This window comes from Chitinibacter sp. GC72 (assembly GCF_009760905.1).
In the GTDB taxonomy this organism is placed as follows: domain Bacteria; phylum Pseudomonadota; class Gammaproteobacteria; order Burkholderiales; family Chitinibacteraceae; genus Chitinibacter.
On the sequence record NZ_VIRW01000027.1, the window covers coordinates 1 to 15,001 of the forward strand.

Below are 15,001 nucleotides of genomic sequence, written 5' to 3' on the forward strand. Positions count from 1 at the left end.
CGACGAGCTCTACTGGGTGTTGATTGAAGTGGGAGTATAGCGTCCATGTGTCCACCTAAGTTTATCGTGGACACGATCATCTCAAGGAGCAATACGGCTATTCAATGTGGGCCAGCTGGATGCTTACGAATCATCGCAACAAAGCCTGAATTAAAGCCAGACAGGCCTGCGCCTGATCGGCGGGCCATTCAATGCTTAAATCGCGTTGACCTTGGTGAAAGTGCAAACGAATGGGTGCAAATGCTGGAGTTGGCGTATCAGCGATTTGGATCGGCATGAAGGTCAATGCTGGTGAGGCTGGAGATACGTCATGAGAATTCGTTAACGACGAAGACTCTGGATCTGTACTGCGGCGCGCATCGGCCAACCATTTATGTACGATGTTATCGTTGAGGTCATATTGGCGCGCGATGACTGCGACTGAAACACCGGGTTGGTGACAAGCTGCCAGCACAGCGGCCTTAAACTCGGGGCTGTGCTTGCGACGAGCTCTACTGGGTGTTGATTGAAGTGGGAGTATAGCGTCCATGTGTCCACCTAAGTTTATCGTGGACACGATCATCTCAAGGAGCAATACGGCTATTCAATGTGGGCCAGCTGGATGCTTACTGAGGAATTAGCGGCGCCCGCCACCCCGGTTGGGCCAATGCGCAAAGCGCCAATCCTGATACGATTTGGCATCGACAAAGCCGGGGGTGTCTTCGGGGAAATTGGCGTTCTTGAGCGGCTTTAAAACCGATTTGCTGGCTACACCGACAAACCCGCCACCGGGCGCACCAATATATTGCCAGTCATCACCTGTAATCGGGTCTTTGTAGGCTTTGCGCAAATAGCGTTTGGGAAAAGCGACTCTCGGGTCTTGCACCAGATCTTGCAGCGTTTTGGGGTAGGCGGTTTGCGGATTGTCGCCAATATTGTTTTCATTGTAGCGTTTGACCGCCATTTTGATTTCAGCGCCCATGCGCAGCAACTCTTCTTCCTTGGCGCGCTGAATGCGGTTCTGCCATGCTTCGCCGACCTGACCCAGATAAATACTCATCACCAGCACCATCATCAAGGCCCACATGTAGGCAAAGCCTTGTTGCGTGCGCTTGAGTCGGCTTTGGCTTGCCGGTTGCTTACCAGGTATTGTAAAGCGTGCCATCTTTAGCCGTTGCATCAGAGCCGCTACGGATGTCGTAAACGCCAGGCGAGCCTTCGGCGTTGATAATGACCCAGCTGTCACGGCGGTTGGTGATTGGATCAAGCGGGACTTCACGCAGGTATTTACGCTCGACCATTTCATCCAGGCTATTTGGATAGCGGCCAGTATCGGCAAAAAACTTGTCGATCCCTTCACGGACGGCAACCAGATTGTGTTTAAGCACGGTTTCCTGTGCCCGATCGGTTTGCTGGAAATAGCGAGGGACCACCAAAGTGAGTAGGCTGGCCATAATCGCCAGCACCACCAGTAGTTCAATTAGGGTGAAACCAAATCGACGGGACTTACCAATCACGGTAGCTAACACCATTTAATCCAATATTGCGGGATAAAGAATAGACATCATACACGTCACGACCTTCGGCAGGGGCTTCTGGCGGGCTGGCATAGCTGCGCAGGCCCCAGGTTTGTGCATTGCTCTTGCTAGGGCAATCACAAAATGGGTCACGCGGCATACGGCGCAGGAAGTAAATCTTGCGCCCGCCCGGATCTTTCAGATCTTTACTGCCCTCGACCAGAATATCCAGCGTAGGTGGATAGCCTGAATCTTCCAGTGATTTACTGATTTTGCCTGCATCACTGGCCAGCTTGTATTGATCAATGGCGCTGCGGATTTGCCAGAGCGAGCGGCGCAGCTCTTCTTCCCGGTTCCGGGTCGAAGCGACTTGCGACAATGGTAAAGCCACTGTCGCAAGTACAGCCAGAATGGTCAGCGTGACCATCAGCTCAATCAGGGTAAAGCCGCGTTGCAATTTCACCGCTTAGCGTCCTCGTGATCCACGCGTAAAAGGCTGCGTGGGCTGACTGCTATTGCCATCTGTTGGCGCCTGGGGCTGGGGAGCCGCAGGTTGAACTTCTGGCGCTGGAGCAGGGGCAGGTGGAATATAGGTGCCAGCTTGTCCACCCTGATTATTAATATTGAACGTCGACGATGGACGTAAACGCAATGGATCGGTACTGATCATACCTTCTGTGCCGCTGTCAAAGCTGGTGATATGCGATGACGGTAGTGGCAGCGAGCGGACAACGCGTGGCGTGATCAGCAGAATAATCTCGGACTTGTTGTTTTCGGTTTTTTTGGTGCCAAAAATACGATCCAGCACTGGCAAGCTGCTCAGGAAAGGCAGGCCCTGACCGCTATCGGTTTCGGTGCGTGATAGCAAGCCGGCCAGTATCTGGGTTTCGCCATCGCGTGCCGTCATATTGGTTTCGGCGCGGCGAGTACCGATCTGATAGGCGATCAGCCCCGTTTTGCTCGTAATCGAACGCACGATGTTGGAAACTTCAAGATTGACCTTGACGCTGATTTCATTATCCACCGTCATTACCGGTTCGACATTGAGCGTTAAACCGACATCCTGGTAGTTGACACTTTCACTACTCACGCCATTGGAGGTGGTTGTCGTCACAACAGGTACCCGGTCACCAATCAGGATTTTGGCTTTGTCGCGATTTTTTACGCGAATTTTCGGATTGGCCAATACATTAGTGTTGCCTTTTGATTGCAGCAGATTGGCAGTAACTGTTGGCGCGCCCAGATTAACCAGGATGTCGCTTTTGTTGATATTACTGATTTGATCCAGCGTGATTTGTCCGGCCACTTTAGTGGGCGTTGTTGTGGTTTTGCTGCCGTCAGTGTTGGTTACTGTAACCGGTGTGCTACCGATGGTATTGCCATAGACAGTACCACTGACACTGCCTGGATAGAGTATACCCAGATCCAGTACATCACTATTGCTGACCTCGAGGATTTCCACATCCATCAGCACTTCAGACTGCGGCAAGTCCTGCGCGGCAATCAGACGCTCGGCCACGGCGATGGCATCCGGCGTATCGCGCATCACCAGCATCGACAATCGCTCGTCAATATAAACGTCGCGGGTTTTGACCATCTGTTTGATCATGGCCAGAACCTGTTTCGGGTCGGCATTGGACAAATAGAATGTCCGCATCACCATGTCTTTGTAATCACGATCTTTATCCGGGCGACGCGGATAAATCAGGATGGTGTTGTCGTTAAGGATTTTTTTGTCGAGCTGATTGGTTGCCAAAATTAGATTGATGACGTCTTCCACTGTGGTATCACGGGCGTAAATCGTCGTTTTCAGATTTGGCGGAATATCCTTGTCAAAAATGAAATTGACTTTGCCAATCCTGGAGATGATGTCAAAGACACTCATCATACTCTGATCGCGAAACTGCAAAGAAATCGGGCTTTTCAGTGCTTGAGCCAAAGCTGGGCGCAGACTAACCTCACGTGACTTGCGATTTTCGATTTCATTTTTAATCGTTTGTGCTTGCACATTGCGCGGATTATCCAGCAAAACTTGGCTGACAATTCCGAGGACTTCATCAGGCTTACTATCCTTGTTCTCACGCGCATACCGCAAAATGGAATCGTGACGTATCCCGATTTCAATATAACGAATCCCTTCCTGCGCGCGGATATTGTTGCTGTCCCACTGTAAAACCTGCTGGTAGCTGCTCATGGCCAGCGCAGTATTGCCTTGTTGACGAGCCTGATCGCCTTGCGCCAGCAAGTTCAGAACGAACTTGTAAACGTTGTTTTGATAAGCCCCGCGCAGCTTCAGATCATTGGGCGAGCTGGCAAGCTGCGCTTTCAATGTTTTGAGTGCTGCTTCCGGGTTGCCCGCATCGAGCTGATTTTCTGCTTCATAGCGTGCCATGTCTGCTGCACAGCCGCCCAGAAAGGCCAGAGAAATAATTGAGGTCATTAACGCACGTTTCACGGCGTTCCTCCTGTCGGCAGCGACTGCTGCTGATTAAGTGGTAAATAGGTAATCGTCAGAACATCACGGCTTAGTTTATCTAGCCGATAGACCCCCATAAAGGAGTCTCCTGGCTGGATGCGGCCCAGAGTGTCGCAACGCGAACAAAAAACCAGAGATTGGCCTTGACCTTCCAGTACATAGTAATCGCTGACTTTGTCGTGCCAGGTTGATGTGATTTGTAATGGAAATGGCGGCGCCACGGGTATCGGCGTCGGGGTCGGTTTTGGAACCGCAGTCGGTTTTGGCGGCGGCGGAGCCCAGTTTTGTTTTGGAAATAAATCGGAAAGGCTCATGGCTTCGCTGGCACTGCTTGCAATGCTGCTAGCTGTACTCGCTGCCGATGCGACCAAGTTGGGCTTGATCGCACTGGCGATACTGCGCGGCGCAGGTCTGGCGGTCGACTCCAGCTCGGCCTCATGCTGCGAATCGCTCCAGAATGTATAAGCCGTTAAAGCCAGTGTGCCCCCCAGCACAAACTGCATAGGACGGGATAGCATCAACGTACCTCCGTCAGATATGAGAGCTGGATTTGGATGGACAATTGTTCGTCGCCAATCGACTGGCGTTGCATATTGATTGCTTCGATTCGCACACCCGGGATCTGTTCCATGGCTGCTGTAAAGCGGCGGAATTGAATGTACCGTGCCGTTGCCGGGAACTGCATGCTAAAGCGTTTGAGCTTGCCATCGGCTTCTACTTGCGATTTGTAATCGACCTGATTGATGTCAACCTGATTTTTTTGCGCAACTTCGTTCAGTCGGCGCAAAAAGAAAGTGAAGGTATCGGCCTGATTGAGCTTGGGTAACTCTGCCGCGACGCTGCTGGCTTCAACGGGCGTGCGTAAGGAGCGGAATTTTCGCTCTAGCTCGACTTCACGCTCTGCCAGATCCCGTTCGTACGGTTTCAGATCCTGCGTATACAGCAACAAGGCAAAACCGAGTAAACCCAAACCAGCCAGACCCAGCACCCCTGCGTACTTGGGAATCAGCCGCAGGTAGTAGAGCATTTGCGATTTTTTCATCGTGCAGCTCCTGTTGATACGCTAGTGATTGCCGAGGCTTTGGTCTCGCTTGGGCGGTCATCGCGCCAGAAAATCTCAATCGATGCGACAGCAGGTTTGAACGGATCGCCAACCTTGCTTGAATTGCGCGCTAAAGAGACTTGTTTGACTGCTGGGTGCTGATTAAGCCGATCCACAAAGAGCAGAACATCATTCAGAGTTTTGGCTTCCAGTTCCAGCTTGATATCTCGTTCCAGATTGGCCACTTCCAGCCGGGTCAGCGCTATTTCTGGTAGCCAGACTTCTTCCAGTATGGCAATCCCGGCTTCTGGGTTGAATGTTTGCGACAGCACAATCTTACCCACTTTTTCCGATACTGGAGAGGCCTGTTGCGCTGCAAGGCGCTTGCTTTCCAGCTGTTTGATCCGCAAGGCGACTTCGTCTTCGCGAATCTCGATTTGTGTCTTGTTTTCCTTGGCAACATCCAGCTGGGTCATCACCCACAGTACCGCAACAATGCCAATTACAGTGAGGAGCAAACCAAGCCAAGGGACTACGCTGGGGTTGCGGTTAAAATCAAGTTGCAAGGTTTTCATGCGTGAACCTCGCCAGCGATAAACTGCGGATGTGCCGCACCTAGCCATTCAAAATCAAAATCTGCAGCCTTGATACTCGATAGCGCCAGATCGGACGAAGTCAGATAAATATGTTCCGGCAAAAATTGACCGGATAACACCGCCGCTTCGCGAACAATGGCTGACAATGAGCCTGCCATTTCGGCGTTGTCGATCTGGATTGGCAGTGCAATCACACCTTGCCACGCATTTTCACGGTAAAAACCGACAATGGCATGCGATGTTTCCACCACCATCAGCGCGTGTTCGCGATCTTTCATCGCGCGGCGATGCTGATTGGATGCGGTAGTAAATAGTGGTTCAACTTCGGCCAGTTTGAGCTTGCTGGCGCGGCAGAGCTCGACGATGGTCTGATATAGGCCTTCTTCAATCGCTGCGGCAACGCGTGGTTTGCCATAGGCGCCCGCTGAGACACGAATCCGCCAGTTTTCAGCGCTGACGCCATACTGCTGAGCCAGAATAATGCGGGCATAATTTTCCCAGTCCGCATCTTTATTGAGCGAGTCCTGCCATGGCAGACACGCGTAACGCACCCAGGGCGAGCCAAAAATCAGTTTGATCTGATCCAGCCCCAGCTTGCCGCGCGGCGTATTGCTCAGCAAATCCTGCAGTCGTGATACCAGCACATCCGGTGATGGATCAATTGTGCCACGGCGACGGCTGAGTACTTCCCCTGACAGGGACAGGCTGCTTAGCCGGACGCGTTGCTTGCCAAAGCAGGCGTGATGTTTAATCAACAAAGGTGACACGGTTGATTTCCTGCAAGGTGGTTTCACCACGAGAAACCGCGTTCACCGCGATTTGTCGCATCGAGACAAAGCCTTTTGCCAAGGCGATTTTTTTTAGTTCAACGGCGGGTGCGTGATTGGCAATGGCCTGCTTCATGTCATCGTCCAGACGCAAGACCTCGGCAATCGCTTTGCGGCCCAGATAGCCAGTATTGCGGCACGCGGGGCAGCCAGCACCTTTGCGAAACTTCCAGCCCTTGACCTGTTCTGTGTTTAAACCCGAACTGATCAGCAAACTCTCTTCGGGTTGATCGTCGCCCACGCAATGCGGGCAGACTTTACGGATCAGCCGCTGGGCAACAACGCCAATCAAGGCATCGACAAAGCTGTTTGGCTCTACGCCCATATGAATAAAACGATCAATGACCGAGAAGGCATTATTGGCGTGCACCGAAGTCAGTACCAAGTGGCCGGTCAGCGCCGCCTGCACTGCGATATTGGCGGTTTCACCGTCCCGAATCTCGCCGACCAGGATTTTGTCCGGATCGTGCCGCAAAATCGAGCGCAAGCCGCGGGCAAAAGTCAGGCCCTTTTTATCGTTCACCGGAATCTGCAAGACGCCAGGCAGCTGATACTCGACCGGGTCTTCAATAGTGATGATTTTTTCTTCACCATTATTAATTTCGGATAGCGTGGCGTACAGCGTCGTTGATTTACCCGAGCCAGTCGGGCCGGTAACTAGCAGTAGGCCATAGGGCTCGTGGGAGAGGCCGCGGATGGCGGCCATCGTTTGCTCTTCGTGACCTAGCGTTTCAAGGCGCAATTGCTTGAACGTATCGCCGCCGCCTTGTTTGTCCAGAATCCGCAATACGGCATCTTCGCCGTGGATGGACGGCATGATTGAGACACGAAAGTCGATATCGCGATTATTGATCAACGCTTTAAAGCGCCCGTCCTGGGGAATCCGGTGTTCAGAAATATCCAGCTCGGCCAGTACTTTCAGACGGGAGATAATCTGTTCGGCTTTATCCGCACCATTGGTGCCGCCCGCATGCAGCAGCACCCCGTCAATCCGGTATTTGATGGTCATGCCCGATGGGGTGGTTTCCATGTGAATGTCGGATGCTTTGGCTTTGAGCGCATCGTAGAGCGTTGAGTTGACGAGTTTGACGACCGGGTTAGCGTCTTGCGACAGCGTCGAGAGCGAAATCTCGGTAACACCATCATTGCTGATTTCAGCACTTTCGCCGCCGCCCAGTTGCTCCATCGCCCGGTGCGAGGTTTCATATTCGTTGAAGTAAGTTTGCAGTACTTCGTAATGCGCGAACGCCGAGCGGAAGGCAACGGTAATTCGTTGCTGTGCCCAGTTGCGCACCACCGGGCTGAATGGATCCGACATGACCAGCACGCTGCCATGTTGCGAGCTTTCGGCTAGAAAACAGTGGTGTGCCGCAGCATCGCCAAACGACAGCAAGTCATAACGCGGTTTGAGTTGGTATAACTCCTCCCGGGTAATGGCTGGAATGCCAAGGTAGCTGCTGACTTCAGAGCAATACCCCTCGTCGGTTAAGCCAAGTGACTGCTGAACCAGCATCGGCAGCGGCTGATTGCCGCCCGTCGTGCGCAGATGCTGGATAAGATCAAGCGTGAGTTCGCTCATTGCATATTCCCGGCCAACTCAAAAATCGGCATATAAAGCAAAAATACGATGCCGCCAATCAGAATGCCGATGATCAACATCAGAATCGGCTCGAACAGGCGGGTGAACATTTCAATGGCCCGATCCAGCTCTTCATCGCAAAACTGCGCCGCGCGCTCCATCATGGTGGCCAATTCGCCACTTTGCTCGCCTACGCGCAGCAGGCGTTCGGCCACTGGTGTGGTCAGTCCGTATTTGGGCAAGGTCGCTGAAACTTGCTGGCCGGATTTGATATCAACCAGTGCTTGCGAGAGTGCCAGCCGCATCTGTGCGGGCAGTAGCTGTGCCGCCAGCTCCAGTGCCGCAACAATCGACAGACCACCGGACAGCAGCAAACCAAGGGTTCGATAAAACCGGGTCAGTGAAAACAGCCGGCGATAGCTATCGAGCTTGGGCAGCTTCCAGAAGATTTCGCGCAACATGGTTTGTGCCGCGTCGGTTTTAAACAGCAAATAGCCACCGACCAGCGTGGCGATGATGCTAGCAAAAATCACTTGCCCGTGCAGGTGAACCAGATCACCCCACCACAACATCACTTGGGCGGCAAATGGCAGATTGCGCATCGAGGCATAAATCTGGCTGAATTTTGGAATCACGTAAAACAGCAGGAACAGCATAATGCTGCCACCAATGCCGATCACCACCAAAGGATAAACCAGCGAGGCAACGATCTTTTTCTTTACCGCAGCCAGCCGCGTTTCATAGTGGTGATAGCGTTTGAGCGCGTCGGCCAGATGGCCGGTTTTTTCTGCTGAGCCCACGGTTGCAATATACAGCGGCGGAAACAGATTGGGCATTTGCGCCAGTACTTTGGACAAAGGCAGACCCTGATACAGACCTTCAATCATGCGGGTTAGCACGGTGCGGTTCTGGTCATGGCCGCTTTTGTCTTTCAGCGTTTCCATGGCCTCAACTAGAGTCAAGCCGGCTTCGAGCAGGGCAATCAGCTCTTGGGTGAAGAGCGAAACCTGGAATTCATTTTTACCGAATGAAAAACCCAGCTGACGCTCGGCCTGAAAGCTGACGAGTTGCAGGCCTTTGCTGGCCAGCTGGCTGCGCAACTCGTCCGGATTGGCGGCATCCAGCTCTAGTTCCTGCAGCACGCCTGCTGCGAGGGCTTTAACCTTGTAGTGCATATCGCGCTAACCGTTATTGCCAGTAGCTAACGTCAGCGTCTTCGCCTGTACCGCCTGCTTTGCCATCCAGGCCGTAGGTCAGCAAATCATAGTCGCGACCATTTTCGCCAGGAATACGGTACTCGTATGGCTTATCCCAAGGATCGTTCGGCACGTCTTTCATCAGGTAGGGGCCGTTCCATTTGCTCTCGTCAGCGGGCTTTATAACCAGCGCATTGAGGCCTTGTTCGGTGCTTGGATAGCGGCCCGTATCGAGGCGGTAATGGTCAAGGGCATCGGCAATCGATTTCATCTGACTGGCCGCAGTTTTGGTTTTGGCCTTGCCAACCTCGCCAAATAGTTTCGGGCCAACATAACCAGCCAGCAAAGCGATAATCAACAGAACGACCAGCAGCTCCAGCAAGGTGAAGCCAGATTGAGCCAAACGCGGAAAACGAAGCTTTTTCATAATGAATCTCGTGTGGGTATCTTTTTTATCGAGATGTAATTTGTTGCCATCCTCTAGCTGACATCCTAACTGTCAATTAGCCTGAAAATCAAGGCTTTTTCGTCGGTTGTGCAACTGAAAACCCCTGTATTTATGCGGCCTTGCTCATTTACTTGGCCTGGGTGGTGGGCTTGGAGCGTGTAATATGCCGATGTAAATATTTTGTCAGGATTTTAATAAAAAAACCCCAACCAAAGTTGGGGTTTTCAAGGTGGTTTGTAACTTGATTAATTACTTGTTGATGTGAGTCATTGCTTCAACCAGCTCGCCGTTGGCCGTGTCGCCATCTGCTTCCCAGCTGAAGATACCGCCCATGCCCATTGATTTGGCGTAGTCAGCTTTCAGTTTGATGTCACGTGGTGTGTCATAAGACCAGAAAGTTGAACCGTCAAACTTGTAGGTTTGCTGAGTAACTGGGTGGATGTACTCAGTGCCTGGTGCAGTTTTCAGTACTTTGTAGTCTTCGATGCCTGACTCGTAAGTACCTTTCGCTGCGCCGGTCGCTTTTTGGTACAGACCGTTGTTGACGTTAGTCACGCCAGTCCAGCCGCGGCCATAGAATGGAACGCCGATGTGCAATTTAACAGCTGGTACACCGCGTGCGATCAAGTCTTTCACAGCAGCGTCAGTGTAGTACTTGCTCACTTTGCCAGTTTTCGGATCCACAGTGCGTGGGCTTGCAGGGTCTTGGTACAGGTTAGACTGGAAGTCTGTTGGACCTGCAGCATCCCAGCCGCCGTTGTAGTCGTAAGACATGATGTTGATCCAGTCGAGGTATTTGCTGTATTCACCTGGTACGGTTGCAGCAATTTTCTCGTCGCCAGCACCGATTGCAACAGTCAGTAAGTAGCGTTTGCCAGTTTGTGAGCCGATAGCATCCAGCTGTTCGCGGAATTCTTTCATCAGCAAGGTGTTGTTTTCTTTGTCAGCAGGCGAAACAGTGTTGGTGCCGATACCTTGAACGCCTGGGTATTCCCAGTCGATATCGATACCGTCAAATACGCCAGCGCCTGTACCTGCGCCACCTGCGTTCGATGCGGCATCAAATGGCAAGTTGCCTTTGATCCACACGTCGATACAAGAAGCCACCAGAGTCTTACGCAGTGCATCAGTTGATGCTGCTGCAGAGAACCATTTAGACCAAGTCCAGCCACCCAAAGAAATCAACACTTTCATGTTCGGGTTTTTGGCTTTGAGTTTTTTCAGCTGGTTCCAGTTACCTTTCAGGCTGCCTTTGCCATCTTGACCCCAAGCATCAGCTACGCCGTCAACTGACTCGTTAGCAGCAAAACCTTTTTGGTACAGCGCCCAAGCATCGCCGCCGTCCTGGTTGCCAGTTTCAGCTTTATTGATGTTGGCTTGACACTTGTAAGTGCCATCAGCTTGTTTGTAAACGTTACCGAACGAGTAGTTCAGGAAGGTCAGTTTGGCTGCTTGGCCGCTGTCCTGTACGTTTTTCAGGAAGAATTTACGACCGTAGATTGACCATTCAGCAAAGTAAGTACCAACTTGTTTTGCGCCAGTGCTTGGTGGCACGGTCGGTGTTACTACTGGTGTTGGTGTTGGTGTTGGGCCAACTGGTGTGGCTGTTGGTGTGGCTGTAACTACTGGTGTAGCAGTTGGCGTTGGTGTAGCAGTTACAACTGGTGTTGCAGTTGGAGCAACAGTTGCGGTTGGTGTTGGTGTAGCAACGACTGGACCGCAAGCGCCCAGATCTTTCCAAGGTTTGCCTGAACCAGTGTTCAGGTCTGGCTGATCACCGCTAGTCCACCATTGTGCTTGGTAAGTGCGGCCGTTGTAGCTTACTTTCTGGCCACCGGTGTATGCAGTTGAGCTGTTCCATGCTGCGTCAACACAAGTGCCAACCGCTGGTGTTGCAGTTGGTTTTGGTGTTGCTGTCGGAGCGCTAGTTGCAGTGGTGACTGGTGTAGCGGTTGGTGCAGTTGTCGCTGTAGGAACTGGTGTTGCGCTTACAGGACCTTGTGCTTCCCAAGGGCCCCATTGTTCTGCGCCTGGTACATTGCCTTGTGTCCACCATTTAGCTTTGTAGTCGGTACCTTGGTAGGTCACGATCTCGCCACCAGTGTAAACGGTGGTGCTGTTCCAAGCGGTAGCAGCGAAAGAAGCTGATGAAGCGAATGCAACAACAGCAGAAATTGCGGTTAAACGAAAGTTCATTGTGTTTCCTCTCATCCTTAGAATGGGCGTCGTTTTGTTTACTAACTGCAAACAAGGTGGCAAAAGCCGCTTGCGACTTACAATCGGTAGGAACACATCACTTGATCGTCGTTTTGCGCACGAGCGAGAGATTTGCCGATTGTAAACATTCGGTGCTGGCGGTTTTTTTAGATACCAGTCACCTCAACATTCAAATCTGAAAACACTTGGGTTAGGTGTCGATCTGATCGTTGTGTAGCGGTAATTTTGCAGACTACGGAAATGTTGTCAATAGTGCGGCTTCACAGACAAACCCAATCAAGGCTTGCTCTTTTGTGTATTGTAAGTTTTTGTTGGGGTGTACAAAGTGTGAATAGTACCAGTTGGAAAGGGAGGTGGGCGACGGTGTCCGATTGTAGGGCGATGATTGCTTTGAAGACCTTATGATTTGCTTGGCTAATACCACTTTTCAGCTTGGTTGTTAAAATTCGCGGTGGTATTTTTTGCGGTGAAACAAAAAACAAAAGAGCGCCATTTGGCGCTCTTTTTATTTTTTATTCAGGTAAATTTATTTACCGTTTTGTGTCGCTGCTGTGGAAATTAGGCCGCAAAACGGTCAGCTACGACGTTCCAGTCAACCAGTTTCCAGAAGCCTTCCAAGTAGTTCGGGCGGCTGTTGCGGTAGTCGATGTAGTAAGCGTGCTCCCAAACGTCACAGGTCAGCAGCGCGGTATCTGCTGTGGTCAGCGGTGTGCCTGCTGCGCCAGTGTTAACAATGTCGACGCTACCGTCGGCTTTTTTCACCAGCCAAGTCCAGCCTGAGCCGAAATTGCCAGCAGCTGATGCGTTAAATGCTTTCTTGAATTCGTCGAAAGAACCCCATTTGGCGTTGATGGCGTCAGCCAGTGCGCCAGCAGGTGCGCGGTCTTCACCAGCTGCGTTAGGTGCAAAACCGAACCAGAAGAAAGTGTGGTTCCAGGTTTGTGCGGCGTTATTGTACAAGCCACCTGCTGGGGCGGTTTTTACGATTTCTTCGAGCGATTTGCTCTCGTTGTCGGTGCCCTTGATCAGGTTGTTCAGATTGGTGATGTAGGTTTGATGATGTTTGCCGTAGTGAAATGACAAAGTCTCAGCCGACATGAAAGGTGCCAAGGCGTCTTGTGCGTACGGCAGTTCGGGTAATTTGTGTTCCATGAGGTTTTTCTCCGGTTGGGTGGTCATCGTTTGAGATATGGCGCTGTGGCGACATTTTTCAAGAGGCATTGTTCTGTTTGGTTTGCTCTCGTGCGCTATGGTATCGTGAAAGTATTCGTGTCGCAGCAAGCTGGGCGCAAAAAGTAGTTGGCTATTTGCTGCAGGTTGGTGAATGGCCCTTCATCATGGTGAGCTATGAGTATTTTATCGTTGATTTTGGCTTTGGCCCTCGAACAGTTGCGTCCGATTAGTAACCGCAATCCCATCTACCTGCTGTTTGTGCGTATTGCCAATCAAATGGCGCGCAATCTGAATGCGGGCGAGTATCGCAATGGGGTATATGCCTGGCTACTCGCTGTGATCCCGTTGCTGCTGGGGGCGGTGGGGGGGTATGTGCTGCTGGCCGAGCTGGGTTTTGTGGCGGCCATGTTGTGGAATGTGTTGGTTCTGTATTTATTAATGGGTTTTCGCCAGTTTAGCTATGCCTTTACCGGGATCTCCAAAGCCTTGCAGCGCGATGATCTGGATGGTGCGCGCCAGATGCTGGCCGATTGGACTGGCCAATCGACGTCCGAGTTGAGCGAGCCGGAAATCGCCCGTTTGACAATCGAGCAGGGGGTGATTGATTCGCACCGCTATGTATTTGGCACGATTTTCTGGTTTGTCGTCTTGTCGTGGTTTGCTGGCCCTGCCGGGGCGGTGCTGTATCGTGCGGCAAGCTTGCTGCAGCAAAAGTGGGGCGGTCATGGCGATGCTTTTGGCCGTTTTGCCGATACGGCGATGGATGTGCTTGATTTTGTTCCAGTGCGTCTGGCTGCAGTCAGCTTTGCGATTGTTGGTAACTTTGAGGACGCAGTGTATTGCTGGCGCGAACAGGCGGCGCAATGGATGGATCAGGATTACGGTATTTTGCTGGCCTCGGCCGCGGGTGCGTTGGGGGTGCGCCTTGGTGAGGCGCTGCATCAGGATCACACGGTGAAATTCCGTCCCGAGTTGGGGGTGGGTGCGCAAGCCAGCACCGATGATCTGGTGAGTGCGGTGGCGCTGGTGTGGCGGGCAGCCATTTTGTGGTTGGCGGTGATCTTGCTTTTCTCGATCGCTCAGTGGTTGTCTTAAGGGGTATATCGCTATGGCTATTATCCAGCTTGGTGCACAGCAATATACTGCCAATAATATTTTCTGTGTCGCTCGCAATTATCTGGCGCATGCCAAAGAAATGGGTTCTGTTATTGCTGAGGAGCCGATGTTCTTTATCAAGCCCAATTCCGCCGTGTTGCAAAGTGGTGAAGCGATTGTCCTGCCATCGTGGTCGCGTGATGTGCACCATGAGCTTGAACTACTGGTTTTGATTGGCCGGGGCGGTAGGCAGATTGCCGAGGCCGATGCGCTCAATCATGTGGCTGGCTATGCGCTGGGGCTGGATCTGACCGCGCGTGATGTGCAGGCGCAGGCCAAAAAAGCGGGTAATCCATGGACTTTGGCCAAGGGTTTTGACGGTGCCGCGGTGATGACCCGCTTTGTGGCTGCAGAAGGTCTTGATCCGGCGAATCAGGTGTTTACGCTCGCTATTAATGGTCAATTGCGTCAGGCTGCCAACACGCAGGACATGGCTTTTTCGGTGGCGCAGCTGATTGCGTGGCTGTCGGGTAAATTTACCCTGCAGCCAGGCGATTTGATATATACCGGTACGCCCGAGGGTGTGGGCCCGATTGTGGCTGGAGATGTACTGACGCTCAACTGGCCGGGCCTTGTGCAGGAAAGCTTCGCGGTCGTCTGAGTTGGTCTGGTTTGTACTGAATAAAAAACCGCCGGTGTGGCGGTTTTTTGCTGCCCGCGCTATCGCGCATTCTTAAGTTAAGGTGCCCCGTCTTGTAGCGGAACCGTTTGGCACAGGCCTTGGTGTTGCACTGCGGGCAGAGAAACTTGCCAGCTACCTATTTCAGAATAAGGTTGGGTATTGGCTGGGGGGCTT

At 52.1% G+C, this 15,001-nt stretch carries 16 protein-coding genes and 1 pseudogene; 2 read left to right on the plus strand and 15 right to left on the minus strand.

Annotated features, from left to right (window positions below):
- Positions 1-130: 130 nt before the first annotated feature.
- From FLS37_RS16960 to FLS37_RS15400, 15 genes and pseudogenes are all read right to left on the minus strand, one after another.
- Positions 131-277, minus strand: a complete 147-nt coding sequence (locus FLS37_RS16960) for a hypothetical protein (RefSeq protein ID WP_232522638.1) — start codon at positions 275-277, stop codon at positions 131-133.
- 54 nt (positions 278-331) lie between these two features.
- Positions 332-562: pseudogene (locus tag FLS37_RS17175) on the minus strand (transposase); the annotation flags it as partial.
- A gap of 54 nt (positions 563-616) precedes the next feature.
- A complete protein-coding gene (locus tag FLS37_RS15340; protein WP_198314674.1) occupies positions 617-1,144 on the minus strand; it encodes a type II secretion system protein in 528 nt (175 codons plus the stop codon).
- Complete coding sequence (locus FLS37_RS15345) at positions 1,119-1,496, minus strand: type II secretion system protein (RefSeq protein ID WP_232522639.1); 378 nt, start codon at positions 1,494-1,496, stop codon at positions 1,119-1,121. The genes FLS37_RS15340 and FLS37_RS15345 overlap by 26 nt, the downstream gene beginning before the upstream one ends.
- Positions 1,486-1,959 (minus strand): type II secretion system protein, encoded by a 474-nt coding sequence (locus tag FLS37_RS15350; protein ID WP_157670853.1) that lies wholly within the window; start codon positions 1,957-1,959, stop codon positions 1,486-1,488. The genes FLS37_RS15345 and FLS37_RS15350 overlap by 11 nt, the downstream gene beginning before the upstream one ends.
- A gap of 3 nt (positions 1,960-1,962) precedes the next feature.
- Positions 1,963-3,951 carry a secretin N-terminal domain-containing protein gene (locus tag FLS37_RS15355; RefSeq protein ID WP_157670854.1) on the minus strand — a complete coding sequence of 663 codons (1,989 nt, stop codon included), beginning with the start codon at positions 3,949-3,951 and terminating at the stop codon, positions 1,963-1,965.
- The gene (locus FLS37_RS15360) at positions 3,948-4,490 is read right to left on the minus strand and encodes a hypothetical protein (RefSeq protein WP_157670855.1); all 543 of its coding nucleotides are present in this window, start codon (positions 4,488-4,490) and stop codon (positions 3,948-3,950) included. Before FLS37_RS15360 ends, FLS37_RS15355 begins: the two co-directional genes overlap by 4 nt.
- Positions 4,490-5,014: a hypothetical protein gene (locus tag FLS37_RS15365; protein WP_157670856.1), complete on the minus strand. Its 525-nt coding sequence runs from the start codon at positions 5,012-5,014 to the stop codon at positions 4,490-4,492. Before FLS37_RS15365 ends, FLS37_RS15360 begins: the two co-directional genes overlap by 1 nt.
- Positions 5,011-5,589 (minus strand): hypothetical protein, encoded by a 579-nt coding sequence (locus FLS37_RS15370; RefSeq protein WP_157670857.1) that lies wholly within the window; start codon positions 5,587-5,589, stop codon positions 5,011-5,013. Before FLS37_RS15370 ends, FLS37_RS15365 begins: the two co-directional genes overlap by 4 nt.
- Positions 5,586-6,377, minus strand: a complete 792-nt coding sequence (locus tag FLS37_RS15375; protein WP_157670858.1) for a hypothetical protein — start codon at positions 6,375-6,377, stop codon at positions 5,586-5,588. The genes FLS37_RS15370 and FLS37_RS15375 overlap by 4 nt, the downstream gene beginning before the upstream one ends.
- Entirely contained in the window at positions 6,358-8,016 is a 1,659-nt protein-coding gene (locus FLS37_RS15380; RefSeq protein ID WP_157670859.1) for a GspE/PulE family protein, read from the minus strand. Before FLS37_RS15380 ends, FLS37_RS15375 begins: the two co-directional genes overlap by 20 nt.
- The gene (locus tag FLS37_RS15385) at positions 8,013-9,191 is read right to left on the minus strand and encodes a type II secretion system F family protein (protein ID WP_157670860.1); all 1,179 of its coding nucleotides are present in this window, start codon (positions 9,189-9,191) and stop codon (positions 8,013-8,015) included. The genes FLS37_RS15380 and FLS37_RS15385 overlap by 4 nt, the downstream gene beginning before the upstream one ends.
- A 13-nt stretch (positions 9,192-9,204) precedes the next feature.
- Positions 9,205-9,639, minus strand: coding sequence for a type II secretion system major pseudopilin GspG (gspG, locus tag FLS37_RS15390; protein WP_157670861.1), 435 nt, complete (start codon positions 9,637-9,639; stop codon positions 9,205-9,207).
- A gap of 270 nt (positions 9,640-9,909) precedes the next feature.
- The gene (locus tag FLS37_RS15395; RefSeq protein ID WP_157670862.1) at positions 9,910-11,856 is read right to left on the minus strand and encodes a glycosyl hydrolase family 18 protein; all 1,947 of its coding nucleotides are present in this window, start codon (positions 11,854-11,856) and stop codon (positions 9,910-9,912) included.
- Positions 11,857-12,435: 579 nt separating this feature from the next.
- On the minus strand, positions 12,436-13,029 hold the full coding sequence (locus FLS37_RS15400; protein WP_157670863.1) for a superoxide dismutase: 594 nt from the start codon (positions 13,027-13,029) through the stop codon (positions 12,436-12,438).
- Between the two features lie 195 nt (positions 13,030-13,224).
- On the opposite strand from FLS37_RS15400, the gene FLS37_RS15405 reads away from it, so the two are divergent.
- Both FLS37_RS15405 and FLS37_RS15410 read left to right on the plus strand, forming a co-directional pair.
- Positions 13,225-14,145: a CobD/CbiB family protein gene (locus FLS37_RS15405; RefSeq protein ID WP_157670864.1), complete on the plus strand. Its 921-nt coding sequence runs from the start codon at positions 13,225-13,227 to the stop codon at positions 14,143-14,145.
- 13 nt (positions 14,146-14,158) lie between these two features.
- Positions 14,159-14,806 (plus strand): fumarylacetoacetate hydrolase family protein, encoded by a 648-nt coding sequence (locus FLS37_RS15410; protein ID WP_157670865.1) that lies wholly within the window; start codon positions 14,159-14,161, stop codon positions 14,804-14,806.
- Positions 14,807-15,001: the final 195 nt, after the last annotated feature.